General features: G+C 57.4%; 12 protein-coding genes and 1 pseudogene. All 13 read left to right on the top strand.

The genetic code is table 11. The annotated features are described in order from the left end of the window. Positions 1 to 4: 4 nt before the first annotated feature. The 13 genes and pseudogenes from uppS (at position 5) to QN377_RS02770 (ending at position 15995) form a co-directional block, all read left to right on the top strand. Positions 5 to 760: a polyprenyl diphosphate synthase gene (uppS, locus tag QN377_RS02830; protein WP_095001309.1), complete on the top strand. Its 756-nt coding sequence runs from the start codon at positions 5 to 7 to the stop codon at positions 758 to 760. Continuing rightward, the gene (locus QN377_RS02825) at positions 760 to 1566 is read left to right on the top strand and encodes a phosphatidate cytidylyltransferase (protein WP_095001310.1); all 807 of its coding nucleotides are present in this window, start codon (positions 760 to 762) and stop codon (positions 1564 to 1566) included. The genes uppS and QN377_RS02825 overlap by 1 nt, the downstream gene beginning before the upstream one ends. Beyond that, positions 1563 to 2750 (top strand): 1-deoxy-D-xylulose-5-phosphate reductoisomerase, encoded by a 1188-nt coding sequence (gene ispC / locus QN377_RS02820; protein WP_095001311.1) that lies wholly within the window; start codon positions 1563 to 1565, stop codon positions 2748 to 2750. The genes QN377_RS02825 and ispC overlap by 4 nt, the downstream gene beginning before the upstream one ends. Positions 2751 to 2793: 43 nt before the next feature. Next, on the top strand, positions 2794 to 4146 hold the full coding sequence (gene rseP, locus QN377_RS02815) for a sigma E protease regulator RseP (RefSeq protein ID WP_095018172.1): 1353 nt from the start codon (positions 2794 to 2796) through the stop codon (positions 4144 to 4146). A 75-nt stretch (positions 4147 to 4221) separates the two neighbouring features. Then, complete coding sequence (gene bamA, locus QN377_RS02810) at positions 4222 to 6582, top strand: outer membrane protein assembly factor BamA (protein ID WP_095001313.1); 2361 nt, start codon at positions 4222 to 4224, stop codon at positions 6580 to 6582. Between the two features lie 44 nt (positions 6583 to 6626). Next, positions 6627 to 7130 (top strand): OmpH family outer membrane protein, encoded by a 504-nt coding sequence (locus tag QN377_RS02805; protein WP_003440444.1) that lies wholly within the window; start codon positions 6627 to 6629, stop codon positions 7128 to 7130. A 2-nt stretch (positions 7131 to 7132) separates the two neighbouring features. After that, positions 7133 to 8187 (top strand): annotated as a pseudogene (lpxD, locus tag QN377_RS02800) (UDP-3-O-(3-hydroxymyristoyl)glucosamine N-acyltransferase). Positions 8188 to 8296: 109 nt separating this feature from the next. After that, positions 8297 to 8737, top strand: a complete 441-nt coding sequence (gene fabZ / locus QN377_RS02795) for a 3-hydroxyacyl-ACP dehydratase FabZ (protein WP_016781990.1) — start codon at positions 8297 to 8299, stop codon at positions 8735 to 8737. Next, a complete protein-coding gene (gene lpxA, locus QN377_RS02790; protein ID WP_095001315.1) occupies positions 8734 to 9510 on the top strand; it encodes an acyl-ACP--UDP-N-acetylglucosamine O-acyltransferase in 777 nt (258 codons plus the stop codon). Before fabZ ends, lpxA begins: the two co-directional genes overlap by 4 nt. Positions 9511 to 9512: 2 nt before the next feature. Beyond that, the gene (lpxB, locus tag QN377_RS02785; RefSeq protein WP_095018170.1) at positions 9513 to 10643 is read left to right on the top strand and encodes a lipid-A-disaccharide synthase; all 1131 of its coding nucleotides are present in this window, start codon (positions 9513 to 9515) and stop codon (positions 10641 to 10643) included. 11 nt (positions 10644 to 10654) lie between these two features. After that, positions 10655 to 11263, top strand: a complete 609-nt coding sequence (gene rnhB, locus QN377_RS02780) for a ribonuclease HII (RefSeq protein ID WP_095001317.1) — start codon at positions 10655 to 10657, stop codon at positions 11261 to 11263. 78 nt (positions 11264 to 11341) lie between these two features. Next, entirely contained in the window at positions 11342 to 14863 is a 3522-nt protein-coding gene (gene dnaE, locus QN377_RS02775; RefSeq protein ID WP_095001318.1) for a DNA polymerase III subunit alpha, read from the top strand. A gap of 184 nt (positions 14864 to 15047) precedes the next feature. Continuing rightward, positions 15048 to 15995: an acetyl-CoA carboxylase carboxyltransferase subunit alpha gene (locus QN377_RS02770; protein ID WP_016781995.1), complete on the top strand. Its 948-nt coding sequence runs from the start codon at positions 15048 to 15050 to the stop codon at positions 15993 to 15995. The last annotated feature ends 35 nt before the right edge of the window (positions 15996 to 16030 follow it).

Below are 16030 nucleotides of genomic sequence, written 5' to 3'. Positions count from 1 at the left end.
TTTTATGGAAAAGACGAAGCAGGCTGACCCGTCATCTGTTCCGCGACATGTCGCGATCATCATGGACGGTAATAATCGCTGGGCAAAAAAACGCTTTCTGCCAGGTGTTGCCGGGCATAAAGCGGGTGTGGATGCAGTTCGCGCGGTCATTGAAGTGTGTGCCGGGGCCGGGGTCGAGGTACTGACCCTGTTCGCGTTTTCCAGTGAAAACTGGCAGCGGCCCGCCGCTGAAGTCAGTGCCTTGATGGACCTGTTTTTCAGGGCGCTGCGTCGTGAGGCCAAGCGCCTCAACGAAAACGAGATCAGCCTGCGGATCATTGGCGACCGCTCGCGCTTTCATCCCGATTTGCAAAAGGCGATGCGTGAAGCGGAAGCAATGACAGTGGGCGAAGGCCGCTTTGTCTTGCAGATTGCCGCCAATTACGGTGGCCAGTGGGATATCGCGCAGGCCGCGCAGCAGTTGGCGCGTCAAGTCCAGACAGGGCACTTGCAGCCGGAGGATATCACTCCGGGTTTGCTGCAAACCTGTCTGGTAACGGGTGATCTGCCATTGCCCGATCTGTGTATCCGCACCGGTGGCGAGCACCGCATCAGCAATTTCTTGCTGTGGCAGCTGGCCTATTCCGAGTTGTACTTCTCCGACCTGTTCTGGCCGGACTTCAAACACGAGGCCATGCAGCACGCATTGGCTGATTTCGCTTCTCGCCAGCGCCGCTTCGGTAAAACGAGCGAGCAGGTTGAGGCTGGAGCCCGGATTTAATGCTTAAACAAAGAATCATCACTGCACTTATCTTGCTGCCAATAGCCTTGTGCGGCTTTTTCCTGCTCGAGGGCAGCGGCTTTGCGCTGTTTATTGGCCTGGTCGTGACCCTGGGTGCCTGGGAGTGGGCGCGTCTTGCCGGCTTTGAGGCGCAAGGTGCACGGGTGCTGTTTGCTGTAGTAGTGGCCGCGCTGCTGTTGGGGCTGCATATATTCCCCGATCTGGCGCCCTGGGTGCTGGGCGCGGCGGTGTTGTGGTGGGCGACAGCGACCTTTCTGGTGCTGACCTTTCCGCAATCGGCTGCGCACTGGTCGAGTATTGCGGCCAGGCTGGTGATCGGTCTGTTGATCCTGCTGCCGGCCTGGCAAGGGCTGGTCCTGATCAAGGCGATGCCGCTGGGCAACTGGCTGATCATGGCGGTGATGGTTCTGGTATGGGGCGCAGATATTGGTGCCTATTTTTCCGGGCGCAAATTCGGCAAGCGCAAGCTTGCCCCCAAGGTCAGTCCGGGCAAAAGCTGGGAAGGTGTATTTGGCGGTCTGTTGCTCAGCCTGCTGATCACCGCGGTCGTGGGTATAGTGCGTGACTGGAGCGCTTCGCAGATGTTTGTTGCACTGCTGGGCGCTGCTGTGATCGTCCTGATTTCGGTGGTGGGCGACCTCACGGAAAGCATGTTCAAACGCCAGGCCGGGGTCAAAGACAGCAGTAACCTGCTGCCGGGCCATGGTGGTGTACTGGATCGTATCGACAGCCTGACGGCGGCGATCCCGGTATTTGCTGTATTGCTGTGGATGGCGGCTTCATGAGCCGTCCACAACAGATTACTGTTCTGGGGGCTACGGGTTCCATTGGCCTGAGCACCCTGGATGTTATTGCGCGTCACCCTGACCGCTATCAGGCCTTTGCCCTGACAGGCTACAGCCGTCTCGCCGAACTGCTGGCCTTGTGCATCAAGCACCGGCCGCAGGTTGCCGTGGTGCCGGATGAGCGTGCTGCCAGCCAGTTACAGGCGGATTTGCGCGCAGCCGGGCTCAATACCGAAGTATTGGTAGGTGAGGAGGGGTTGTGTCAGGTTTCGTCGGCTCCTGAAGTGGATTCGGTGATGGCGGCAATTGTCGGTGCCGCAGGCCTGCGCCCGACACTGGCGGCGGTCAATGCCGGCAAGAAGATCCTGCTGGCCAACAAAGAAGCGTTGGTGATGACCGGCGACCTGTTTATGCAGGCCGTGCGTCGCAGCGGTTCGGTATTGCTGCCCATCGACAGCGAACACAACGCGATTTTCCAGTGCTTGCCCCGGGACTTTTCCCGTGGCCTGGGTAATGTCGGTGTTCGTCGGATTTTGCTGACAGCCTCTGGTGGTCCATTCCGTGAGACGCCGCTGGCAGAGCTTGAACACGTCACGCCGGATCAAGCCTGTGCTCATCCCAATTGGTCGATGGGGCGCAAGATTTCGGTTGATTCGGCCAGCATGATGAACAAAGGCCTGGAGCTGATCGAGGCCTGCTGGCTGTTTGATGCACGCCCGGAACAGGTCGAGGTGGTGATCCATCCGCAAAGCGTGATTCACTCGCTGGTCGATTATGTGGATGGCTCGGTGCTGGCCCAGTTGGGCAACCCCGATATGCGTACGCCGATTGCCAATGCCCTGGCCTGGCCTGAGCGGATTGACTCGGGTGTTGCGCCGTTGGACCTGTTTGCAGTGGCGCGGCTGGACTTCCAGCGCCCTGACGAGCAACGCTTCCCTTGTTTGCGTCTGGCTCGCGAGGCTGCCATGGCGGGCAATAGCGCGCCAGCGATGCTCAATGCGGCAAACGAAGTTGCCGTGGCCGCCTTTTTGGACGGGCGAATCCGTTATCCGCAGATCGCGCGTATTATCGAAGACGTATTGAACAGCGAGCCCGTTGTGGCCGTCGACGAATTGGAAGCGGTATTTGCCGCAGATAGCAAAGCCCGGATGCTGGCTGAACAGTGGTTGAGTCGTAACGGCTGAAAGTGATGTGAGCCGGAACCGGACAGAATCGCGGAGAAAGTAGATGAGTGCGCTCTATATGATTGTTGGCACCCTGGTGGCATTGGGTGTGCTGGTCACTTTTCATGAATTCGGTCACTTTTGGGTGGCGCGCCGTTGTGGCGTCAAGGTTCTGCGCTTCTCCGTGGGCTTCGGTACGCCTCTGCTCCGCTGGCATGACCGCCAGGGCACCGAGTTTGTAGTTGCTGCCATTCCGTTGGGTGGCTACGTCAAGATGCTCGATGAGCGCGAAGGCGAAGTGCCCGCCGAGCAGCGCGATCAATCGTTTAACCGCAAGACCGTAGGCCAGCGCATTGCCATCGTTGCGGCCGGGCCAATTGCCAACTTCATGTTGGCCATGGCGTTCTTCTGGGTGCTGGCAATGATGGGCAGCCAGCAGGTGCGGCCGGTCATCGGTGCAGTGGAAAGCGGCAGCCTGGCGGCTCAGGCCGGGCTGACTGCCGGTCAGGAAATCGTCTCCATTGATGGCGAGCCAACCACGGGCTGGTCAAACGTCAACCTGCAGCTGGTTCGCCGTCTGGGCGAAAGCGGTTCGTTGCAGGTGGTGGTGCGTGAGCCGGGTACAACGGCTGAAACGTCCCGTCAGTTGGTATTGAAAGACTGGCTCAAGGGCGCTGATGAGCCGGATCCGATCAAGTCGTTGGGGATTCGCCCATGGCGTCCCGAGTTGCCAGCCGTTCTGGCAGAACTCGACCCTAAAGGCCCTGCCCAGGCTGCCGGGCTTAAAACCGGTGACAAGCTGCTGGCCATCGACGATCAGCCGGTCAAGGACTGGCAGCAGGTCGTGGACTGGGTGCGGGTACATCCGCAAGCCCGTATTGTTTTGCATGTCGAGCGCGACGGTGTGCCGGTAGAGATTCCGGTCACGCTGGCTGCGCGTGGCGAAGGCAAGGCAGCAACCGGTTATCTGGGGGCCGGCGTCAAAGGTGTCGACTGGCCACCATCGATGATCCGTGAAGTCAGCTATGGCCCGCTCGCGGCAATCGGGGAGGGGGCCAAACGCACCTGGACCATGAGCATATTGACGCTCGACTCACTCAAGAAAATGTTGTTCGGCGAGCTCTCGGTAAAAAACTTGAGTGGACCGATAACCATTGCTAAAGTGGCGGGCGCTTCTGCCCAGTCGGGTGTTGCTGATTTCCTGAATTTCCTGGCTTATCTGAGTATCAGCCTCGGGGTTCTGAATTTGTTGCCCATACCTGTACTGGATGGGGGACATTTGTTGTTTTATCTGATCGAGTGGGTGCGTGGTCGCCCCTTGTCGGATCGGGTGCAGGGTTGGGGAATGCAGATCGGTATCAGCTTGGTGGTCGGGGTGATGTTACTTGCCTTGATCAACGATCTGGGCCGTCTGTAAACGCTTCGCTGAATTGCGAATCTGCCGCATTTTGCGGCAGTTTGTTTATTGCCAGTTGGAATAAGAAAGGACTTCATGAAACGTCTGCTGCTAACTGCGGTTCTCGCCGTACTGATGATCGCCGAAGTTCACGCCGAGTCCTTCACTATCTCTGATATCCGTGTCAACGGCCTCCAGCGGGTTTCCGCCGGTAGCGTGTTTGGCGCGTTGCCTCTGAACGTGGGTGAAGTAGCGGATGACCGCCGTCTGGTGGAATCCACTCGTGCGTTGTTCAAAACCGGGTTCTTTCAGGACATCCAACTGGGTCGTGATGGCAATGTGCTTGTTATCACGGTTGTCGAACGTCCTTCCGTCTCCAGCATCACCATTGACGGCAACAAGGCGATCTCCACTGATGACCTTATGAAAGGTCTTAAACAGTCGGGCCTGGCCGAAGGTGAAATCTTCCAGCGCGCCACCCTTGAAGGCGTGCGCAACGAACTGCAACGCCAGTATGTTGCCCAGGGCCGCTACTCGGCGACGGTAGACACCGAAGTGGTGCCCGAGCCGCGTAACCGGGTTGCCTTGAAGGTCAATATCAACGAGGGCACGGTTGCCGCGATCCAGCACATCAACGTGGTGGGCAACACGGTTTTCCCTGAGTCCGACCTGGTTGACCTGTTTGAACTCAAGACCACGAACTGGCTGTCGTTCTTCAAGAACGACGACAAGTACGCACGTGAAAAACTGTCGGGTGACCTTGAGCGTCTGCGCTCCTACTACCTCGATCGCGGCTATATCAATATGGATATTGCTTCGACCCAGGTATCGATCACGCCTGACAAGAAAAGCGTCTACATCACCGTAAACGTGAATGAAGGCGAAAAATACAATGTTGGCGAAGTGAAACTGAGCGGTGACCTCAAGGTTCCGGAAGATCAGATCAAGTCGCTGCTGCTTGTTCAGCCGGGCCAGGTGTTCTCGCGCAAGCTGATGACCACCACCTCGGAGCTGATCACCCGTCGTCTGGGTAACGAGGGCTATACCTTCGCCAACGTCAACGGCGTACCTCAGCCAAACCCTGAAGATCACACCGTGGCCATCACCTTTGTGGTCGATCCGGGCAAGCGTGCTTACGTCAACCGCATCAACTACCGCGGCAACACCAAGTCGGCTGACGAAGTGCTGCGTCGCGAAATGCGCCAGATGGAAGGTGGCTGGGCATCGACTTACCTGATTGACCAGTCCAAGGTCCGCCTTGAGCGTCTGGGCTTCTTCAAGGAAGTCAACGTCGAGACTCCGGCAGTGCCAGGCACTGACGATCAGGTTGACGTGAACTATGCAGTAGAAGAGCAGGCGTCGGGTTCCATTACCGCCAGCGTCGGTTTTGCCCAGAGCGCAGGTTTGATCCTGGGCGGTTCGATTACCCAGAACAACTTCCTGGGTACGGGCAACAAGGTCAGCATTGGCCTGACCCGCAGCGAATACCAGAGCCGCTACAACTTCAGCTATGTCGATCCGTACTGGACAGCTGATGGTGTGAGCCTGGGTTACAACGCTTTCTACCGTACTACCGACTACAAAGACCTCGACGTTGACGTAGCAAACTACTCGGTGGACAGCCTGGGTGCTGGTATCACCATGGGCTACCCGATCAGCGACACATCGCGCCTGACCTATGGCCTGACTGTGCAGCAGGATGAAATCAGCACCGGCCAGTACACCGTTGACGAGATTTTCGACTTCGTAAACCGTGAAGGCGACAAGTACCTCAACTTCAAGGCATCGGTCGGCTGGTCTGAATCGACCCTGAACAAAGGCGTATTGCCGACTCGCGGCAGCTCGCAGAGCCTGGTGTTTGAAACCACCATTCCAGGCAGCGACCTGCAGTTCTACAAGCTGGACTACCGTGCCCAGCTGTTCCAGCCGTTGACAGACACCTACACCATGCGCCTGCACACCGAGTTGGGCTATGGTGATGGCTATGGTTCCACCGAAGGCCTGCCGTTCTATGAAAACTATTACGCGGGTGGCTTCAACTCGGTACGTGGCTTCAAGGACAGCGCTCTGGGCCCACGCAGCACCCCAAGCCGTGGTGCTGGTGTAACCGGTAACGTAGGCACCATCGCCGACCCGGATCAGGATCCACTGCCATTCGGTGGTAACGTGCTGATCCAGGGTGGTGTGGAAGTGTTGTTCCCTATGCCGTTCGTCAAAGACCAGCGTTCCCTGCGCACCTCCGTGTTCTGGGATGTGGGTAACGTGTTCGACACCAACTGCAAGGGCGATACCAAGGATTGCGATATCGGCTTCAGCAACCTGGCCAGCTCTGTGGGTGTTGGTGTGACCTGGGTGACTGCGCTTGGCCCGCTGAGTTTCAGCTTGGCCATGCCGATCAAGAAACCGGATGATGCCGACACTCAAGTGTTCCAATTCTCCCTCGGCCAGACTTTCTAAAGCCTGACTTCAGATACAGACAACGGATTTTTTAGGAGTGCATCGTGCGTAAGTTGACTCAATTGGTTCTCCTGGCTTCGGTTCTAGTGGCTGGCCCGGCTTTCGCCGACATGAAAATTGCCGTGCTGAACTATCAGATGGCATTGCTTGAATCGGATGCCGCCAAGCGTTACGCCGTAGATGCCGAGAAGAAATTTGGCCCGCAACTGACCAAGCTCAAAAGCCTGGAAAGCAGCGCCAAGGGTATTCAGGACCGTCTGGTAAAAGGCGGCGACAAGATGCAGCAGGGCGAGCGTGAGCGTCTGGAGCTTGAATTCAAGCAAAAGGCCCGTGACTTCCAGTTCCAGTCCAAGGAACTGAACGAAGCCAAAGCCGTTGCTGACCGTGAAATGCTGAAACAGCTGAAGCCGAAACTGGACAGCGCTGTTGAAGAAGTCATCAAAAAAGGCGCCTTTGACCTGGTGTTCGAGCGTGGTGCTGTGATTGATGTTAAACCTCAGTACGACATCACTCGCCAAGTTATCGAGCGCATGAATCAGCTGAAGTAATTATGACTGCGACTATAAAACTCGGCCAATTGGCCGAGTTCCTCGGGGCCACCTTGCGTGGCTCTGCGGAGAAAGAAATCACTGGGCTAGCCACTTTACAAGAGGCTGGCCCAGCTCAGTTGAGCTTTCTGGCCAACCCCCAGTACCGAAAATTCCTTGTCGACTGCCAGGCCGGAGCTGTATTGCTCAAGGCTGCTGACGCCGAAGAGTATCCCGGTGATGCCCTGGTTGTGCCGGATCCTTACCTGGCTTATGCGCGGATTTCCCATCTGTTTGATCCCAAGCCCAAAGCCACTGCCGGCGTTCATCCATCGGCAGTGATTGCTGCTGACGCGGTGGTTGACCCTGCGGCGAGCATTGGTGCGTTTGCCGTCATCGAAAGCGGTGCGCGCATCGCTGCCGGTGTCACGGTGGGCCCTCATTGCTTTATCGGGGCGCGTTGCGAAATCGGTGAAGGCGGCTGGCTGGCTCCACGCGTGACGCTTTATCACGATGTTCGTATCGGCAAGCGTGTGGTCATTCAGTCGGGCGCAGTGCTGGGCGGTGAAGGCTTTGGTTTTGCCAACGAAAAAGGCGTGTGGCAAAAAATCGCGCAAATCGGTGGTGTGACCATTGGTGATGATGTCGAAATCGGTGTCAACACGGCCATCGACCGCGGCGCCCTGGCCGATACCGTAATCGGTAATGGGGTCAAGCTGGATAACCAGATCCAGATCGCGCACAACGTTCAGGTCGGTGACCATACGGCCATGGCCGCATGTGTCGGGATCTCGGGCAGCACCAAGATCGGCAAGCACTGCATGCTGGCAGGTGGTGTCGGTTTGGTGGGGCACATTGAAATTTGTGACAATGTATTCTTGACTGGCATGACAATGGTGACCCACTCGATTACCGAGCCTGGCGCCTACTCTTCCGGTACCGCGATGCAGCCGGCCGCCGAGTGGCGCAAAAGTGCGGCACGTATTCGTCAGCTGGACGATATCGCCCGGCGATTGAAACAACTGGAAAAGCACGTCGGTAAGTGACCCCCGGCGGTAAAGCTTCTTCAAAAGGTTAATACAATTTCCATATCAAGCGTGCAGAGCCATTGGTTTGCTTCCTTGATTTGCTAGAGGAGCGCGCCTTAGTCGCGCGCGCCCAATCTTTATTACAGGCTTCCCCACGAAATGATGGACATCAACGAGATTCGCGAATATCTGCCCCACCGTTACCCGTTCCTGCTGGTGGACCGAGTGGTGGATCTGGATGTCGAGAACAAGCGCATTCGTGCCTACAAGAATGTCAGCATCAATGAGCCTTTTTTCAACGGTCACTTCCCGGCCCACCCGATCATGCCGGGCGTGTTGATCATCGAGGCCATGGCTCAGGCAGCCGGCATCCTTGGTTTCAAGATGATGGACCTCAAGCCGGCTGACGGTACACTTTATTACTTCGTAGGTTCCGACAAGCTACGCTTTCGTCAGCCTGTGCTGCCAGGTGATCAACTGATCCTTGAGGCCAAGTTCTTGAGCTGCAAGCGTTCCATCTGGAAGTTCGAGTGCCAGGCAACGGTTGACGGCAAGCCGGTATGCTCGGCTGAAATCATTTGTGCGGAACGCAAACTATGAGTTTGATTGACCCTCGCGCAATCATCGATCCGACGGCCATTTTGGCCGACGACGTCGAGGTCGGCCCTTGGTCGATCATCGGCGCTGGTGTGGAAATCGGCGAGGGGACTGTGATTGGGCCGCATGTGATTCTCAAGGGCCCAACCAGGATCGGTAAGCACAATCGCATCTACCAGTTTTCTTCGGTAGGCGAGGACACCCCTGATCTGAAGTACAAGGGTGAGGAAACTCGCCTGGTGATCGGTGACCACAACGTGATTCGTGAAGGTGTCACCATTCATCGCGGCACCATTCAGGACCGCTCTGAAACCACGCTGGGTGATCACAACCTGGTAATGGCCTATGCCCATATCGGCCATGACAGCGTTATTGGCAATCATTGCATCCTGGTCAATAACTCTGCGTTGGCAGGCCATGTGCACATGGGTGACTGGGCCATCCTGTCCGGTTTTACCCTGGTCCATCAGTTCTGCCACATCGGTGCGCACAGCTTTTCGGGCATGGGCACTGCCATTGGCAAGGACGTTCCTGCATTTGTAACCGTGTTTGGCAGCCCTGCCGAAGCACGCAGCATGAACTTCGAAGGCATGCGTCGTCGCGGCTTCAGTGACGATGCCATCCATGCCTTGCGTCGTGCCTACAAGGTGGTTTACCGCCAGGGGTTGACTGTTGATCAGGCGCTTGCAGAATTGGCCGAGCCTGCTGCGCAGTTCCCGGAAGTTGCCATGTTTGTAGAGTCCATTCGCTCTTCCACTCGCGGCATCACGCGCTAGTCATGGCCAGATTGCGTATCGCGCTGGTAGCGGGTGAGGCCTCGGGCGACATATTGGGTTCGGGGTTGATGCGGGCACTCAAGGCCCAGCATTCTGATATCGAATTTATCGGCGTGGGTGGTCCATTGATGGAAGCAGAGGGCATGAGCTCCTACTTCCCGATGGAACGTCTGTCGGTGATGGGCCTGGTTGAAGTGCTGGGTCGCCTGCGTGAATTGCTCAAGCGCCGCAAGCTGTTGGTTCAGACCCTGATCGCCGAAAAGCCCGACGTGTTTATCGGCATCGACGCCCCCGATTTCACCCTCAATATCGAACTTCAATTGCGTCGTGCCGGGATCAAGACCGTGCATTATGTGAGCCCGTCCGTGTGGGCGTGGCGGCAGAAGCGCGTGCTGAAAATCCGCGAAGGTTGCGATTTGATGCTGACGTTGCTGCCATTCGAGGCGCGCTTTTACGAAGAGCACGGTGTGCCCGTGCGTTTTGTCGGGCATTCGCTGGCAGACACCATTCCTCTTGAGGCCGACAAGGCCGGTGCGCGCGCCGAGTTGGGCCTGCCTGACGGGCCGTTGGTCGCCTTGATGCCGGGTAGTCGTGGTGGTGAAGTTGGCAAGCTTGGCGGGTTGTTTCTCGATGCCGCGCAAATAATCCGCCAAGCTCGCCCTGATGTGCGCTTTGTGTTGCCTTGCGCGAGCGCAGCGCGTCGTGAGCAGATCGAACAGTTGCTGGTGGGGCGCGACTTGCCGCTGACCTTGCTCGACGGCCAGTCGCACCTCGCGCTAGCGGCCTGTGATGCGGTCCTGATCGCATCGGGCACGGCCACTCTTGAAGCCTTGCTGTACAAGCGGCCGATGGTGGTGGCTTATCGTCTTGCGCGTCTCACGTTCTGGATTCTCAAGCGTCTGGTCAAAAGCCCGTATGTGTCGCTGCCCAACTTGCTGGCCCAGCGCATGCTGGTGCCCGAGCTGTTGCAGGATGCAGCCACGCCTGAGGCACTGGCCCGCACCTTGCTGCCTTTGCTTGAGGGTGGTGAAGAGCAGACCCGCGGCTTTGACGAAATTCATCGCACCTTGCGTCTCGACGCTTCCAATCAGGCCGCCAAAGCGGTACTGGGCCTGATTGCACAATCCAAATGAGTAAAGTAACCATGCAAATCGGCTTGGACTTCAATCTGGTCGAAGACCTCGTGGCGGGTGTCGATGAAGTGGGTCGTGGCCCCTTGTGCGGTGCCGTGGTAACGGCCGCCGTGATTCTCGACCCCAATCGGCCTATCGCCGGGCTCAATGATTCGAAAAAGCTCACTGAAGCCCGTCGCGAAAAGCTCTTCGACGAAATTCGTGAAAAAGCACTGAGCTGGTGCATTGCCCGGGCCGAAGTCGAAGAAATCGACGAGCTGAACATTCTGCACGCCACCATGCTGGCCATGCAGCGCGCTGTTGAAGGACTGAGCATTACCCCGAAACTGGCCATGATCGACGGTAATCGTTGCCCCAAGCTGGCCATGCCAGCCGAGGCCGTGGTCAAGGGCGATAGCAAGGTACCGGCAATTGCCGCGGCATCGATTCTGGCCAAGGTCAGCCGTGACCGCGAAATGGCTGCATTCGAGCTGCAGTACCCTGGCTATGGCATTGGCGGGCACAAGGGTTACCCAACGGCCGTTCATCTTGCAGCCCTCGAGCGCCTGGGGCCTACACCGATACATCGCCGTTCGTTTGGTCCGGTGCGTCGTGCTTACGAGGCCCTTGAAGGCCTTTAGCCATAAGGCTGATGTTTTTGCCAAGGCCCGGTACAATCCGGGCCTTGTTGTTTCTCAAAGCTTATAGACAGGATCACCATGCCGGCTTCATTCGTTCACCTGCGCCTGCACACTGAATACTCCCTGGTCGATGGCCTGGTGCGGATCAAACCGCTGATCAAAACTCTGGCCGGCATGAATATGCCCGCTGTCGCGGTGACCGATCAGAACAACATGTGCTCCCTGGTCAAGTTCTACAAGGCGGCCATGGGCGGCGGCATCAAGCCGATCAGTGGTGCAGACCTGTGGCTGTCGAACAAGGACCCTGAAAACCCCCTCAGCCGTATCAGCCTGTTGGCGATGAACCCGTTGGGCTATCGCAACCTGACCGAGCTGATCTCCCGTGGTTACATCGATGGCCAGCGCAATGGCCAGGTCATCATCGAGCGCGAGTGGGTAGCCGAGGCCGCCGATGGCCTGATCATGCTGTCGGCTGCGAAAGAGGGCGAGATCGGTGTCGCGCTGATCAGTGGCAACACTGAAGAAGCCGAGACCCTGGCCCGAGAATGGATGACGGTGTTCCCTGACCGCTTCTATATCGAAGTGCAGCGTACCAAGCGTCCCAATGACGAAGAGCATCTGCATGCGGCTGTGGCCCTGGCAGACAAGATCGGCGCGCCGCTGGTGGCAACCAACGATGTGCGCTTTATCAGGCAACAGGACTTTGAGGCTCACGAAACCCGCGTCTGCATTGGTGAGGGCCGGGCACTGGACGACCCGCGTCGCTCCAAGAATTACAGCGATCAGCAGTATCTGAAAAGCGCCGAGGAAATGGCCGAGCTGTTCAGTGACTTGCCTGATGCTTTGGCAAACACGGTTGAAATTGCCAAACGCTGCAATATCGAAGTAAAGCTGGGCACTCACTTTTTGCCCAACTTCCCGATCCCTGATGGCATGACCATCGATGAATATTTCCGCAAGGTGTCATTTGACGGCCTGGAAGAGCGCCTGAGCGTTCTGCTGCCCAAAGACACCACCGAGGATTACGACACCAAGCGTCAGGTGTATGTCGACCGGCTGAATTTCGAACTGGATATCATCATCCAGATGGGGTTCCCGGGTTACTTCCTGATCGTGATGGACTTTATTCAGTGGGCCAAGAGCAATGGCGTACCGGTAGGGCCGGGCCGGGGGTCGGGTGCCGGCTCGCTGGTGGCCTATGTACAGAAGATCACCGACCTTGATCCGCTGGAATACGACCTCCTGTTCGAACGATTCCTTAACCCGGAACGGGTATCGATGCCCGACTTCGACGTCGACTTCTGCATGGATGGTCGCGACCGGGTAATCGAGTATGTGGCCGAAAAATACGGACGCAACGCGGTAAGCCAGATCATCACTTTCGGTTCGATGGCCGCCAAGGCGGTAATCCGTGACGTGGCGCGGGTGCAGGGCAAGTCCTACGGCCTGGCGGATCGTCTGTCGAAGATGATTCCGTTTGAAGTCGGTATGACCCTGGAAAAAGCCTTCGAGCAGGAGGAAATCCTGCGCGACTTTATCAAGGTCGATGAAGAAGCGGCCGAAATCTGGGAAATGGCCCGCAAGCTTGAAGGCGTTGTACGTAACGTCGGCAAGCACGCCGGTGGTGTGGTGATCGCACCGACCAAACTGACTGACTTCTCGCCGATTTACTGCGACGAAGAGGGTGGTGGTCTGGTTACCCAGTTCGACAAGGATGACGTTGAGTCTGCTGGCCTGGTGAAGTTCGACTTCCTCGGTCTGCGGACCCTGACAGTGATCGACTGGGCGTTGAAAACCATCAACCGCGATCGCGCCAAGGTCGACGAGCCACCGCTGGATATCGCCTTTATCCCGCTGGACGACAAGCCGACCTACCAGTTGCTGCAAAAGGCCGAAACCACCGCGGTGTTCCAGCTCGAGTCGCGCGGTATGAAAGAGCTGATCAAAAAGCTCAAACCCGACTGCCTGGAAGACTTGATCGCACTGGTGGCCCTGTTCCGTCCAGGGCCGCTGCAGTCAGGCATGGTTGATGACTTTATCAACCGTAAGCACGGCCGTGCCGAACTGGCGTACCCGCACTCCGATTATCAGTACGAAGGCCTCAAGCCGGTATTGGCACCCACTTACGGCATCATCCTGTATCAGGAACAGGTGATGCAGATTGCCCAGGTCATGGCCGGGTATACCCTCGGCGGCGCAGACATGCTGCGTCGGGCCATGGGTAAGAAAAAACCTGAAGAAATGGCCAAGCAGCGCGGTGGCTTTATTGAAGGTTGCGCCAATAACAATATTGACGCTGACCTGGCCGGTAACATTTTCGACCTGGTGGAAAAATTCGCCGGTTACGGTTTCAACAAATCCCACTCCGCTGCCTACGGCCTGGTGTCGTACCAGACCGCCTGGCTGAAAACCCACTACCCGGCGCCATTTATGGCCGCGGTACTGTCGGCGGATATGCACAACACCGACAAGGTGGTGATCCTGATCGAAGAGATTCGCAGCATGAAGCTGCGTCTCGATGCGCCGGATGTGAATGCCTCGGAGTTCAAGTTCACGGTGAACGATGAAGGCCGGATCATTTATGGCCTGGGGGCGATCAAGGGGGTGGGCGAGGGGCCTGTCGAGGCCATTACCGAGGCGCGTCAGGACGGCCCGTTCAAGGATTTGTTCGATTTCTGCGCCCGGGTTGACCTCAAACGTATCAACAAGCGTACTCTTGATGGCCTGATCCGCAGCGGTGCCCTTGACCGCCTGGGGCCGTTTTTCCATGACGAGCCCAAGGCCTGGCAAGCCAACATCGACCAGAACCGTGCGGTGTTGCTGTCGGCGCTGGAAGAAGCGATCAAGGCAGCCGAACAAACTGCGCGCACCCATGACAGCGGGCACGCCGACCTGTTTGGCGGGTTGTTTGTCGAGGCTGATGCGGACGTCTATGCCCACCACCGCAAGGCCAGGGAACTGACGCTCAAGGAGCGACTCAAAGGCGAGAAGGACACTCTGGGCCTGTACCTGACCGGCCATCCGATTGACGAGTACGAGGGCGAGATCCGCCGCTTTGCCCGCCAGCGCATTATTGATCTCAAGCCAGCCCGTGATACCCAGACCGTTGCCGGGATGATTATCGCGTTGCGGGTGATGAAGAACAAAAAAGGCGACAAGATGGGCTTTATCACTCTCGATGACCGTTCGGCGCGCATTGAAGCGTCGTTGTTTGCCGAGGCGTTTCATTCGGCGCAGTCGCTGTTGCAGACTGATGCGATGGTGGTGGTCGAAGGTGAAGTCAGCAATGACGACTTCTCCGGTGGCCTGCGCCTGCGGGTCAAACGGGTGATGAGCATGGAAGATGCACGCACCAGTCTGGCCGAGAGCTTGCGCCTGAAAGTGAACCGGGACGCGCTCAAGGGTGATCAGTTGCGTAATCTGGGCGAGTTGCTGAAAAAACATCGCGGAGCCTGCCCTGTCACCATGGAGTACACGGGCGAAGAGGCCAAGGCCATGTTGCAGTTTGGCGAGACCTGGCGGATCGATCCGGCAGACAGCTTGATTCAAGCCCTGCGTGACCAGTTCGGGCGAGACAACGTCTTCCTCCAATACCGTTGACGGTCAGGGGCCATAGCTGCGCCCTGACCTCGACCTGAATTTTTAATCTCGACCTGAGAGCGCCTGTCCCTTAAGGTAGGCGCGATACAGATCAACCGGCTGCCCCAGCTCGGTTAGAAACGCCAGCAATTGCTGGGTTTCAGACCCTCTGGCATGCTTTGCCGCCGACCCAAGACGGATGCTTATGAACCCGAATTTTCTTGATTTCGAACAGCCGATTGCTGACCTGCAAGCCAAAATCGAAGAGTTGCGCTTGGTTGGTAATGACAACTCGCTGAATATCAGTGATGAAATCTCTCGTCTGCAAGACAAAAGCAAAACGCTGACTGAAGATATTTTCGGCAAGCTGACCAGCTGGCAGATTGCCCGTTTGGCCCGTCACCCGCGTCGTCCCTACACGCTGGACTACATCGATCACATCTTCACCGAGTTCGATGAGCTGCATGGCGACCGCCACTTTGCCGATGACGCTGCCATTGTTGGCGGTATTGCCCGTCTGGACGATCAGCCAGTGATGGTGATTGGTCATCAGAAAGGCCGTGAAGTGCGTGAAAAGGTACGACGCAACTTCGGTATGCCGCGCCCTGAAGGCTACCGCAAGGCCTGCCGTCTGATGGAAATGGCCGAGCGCTTCAAGATGCCGATCCTGACCTTTATCGACACGCCGGGTGCTTACCCGGGTATCGACGCCGAAGAGCGCAACCAGAGCGAAGCCATTGCCTGGAACCTGCGCGTCATGTCGCGCCTGAAAACCCCTATCATCGCCACCGTTATCGGCGAAGGCGGTTCGGGCGGTGCATTGGCCATTGGCGTGTGCGACCAGTTGAACATGCTGCAGTACTCGACCTACGCGGTGATCTCGCCGGAAGGTTGCGCCTCGATTCTGTGGAAAACCGCCGAAAAAGCGCCGGACGCAGCTGAAGCCATGGGTATCACTGCAGAACGTCTGAAAGGCCTGGGCATCGTCGACAAGGTGATTGGCGAGCCATTGGGCGGCGCGCACCGTGACCCGGCTGCGGCTTCTGCGAGCATTCGTGCCGATCTGATTTCCCAGCTCGACATGCTCAAGAAGCTGGATCACGAAGCCCTGCTCAAACGTCGTTATGATCGTTTGATGAGCTACGGTCTCTGATACCTGATTAAAACCGGCCCTCACCCCAACCCTCT

Source organism: Pseudomonas sp. CCC4.1, assembly GCF_035019225.1.
Classification (GTDB): Bacteria; Pseudomonadota; Gammaproteobacteria; order Pseudomonadales; family Pseudomonadaceae; genus Aquipseudomonas; species Aquipseudomonas bubulae.
The sequence above is the reverse complement of the archived record's forward strand: the minus strand, read 5'-3'. Positions and strand labels throughout refer to the sequence as shown.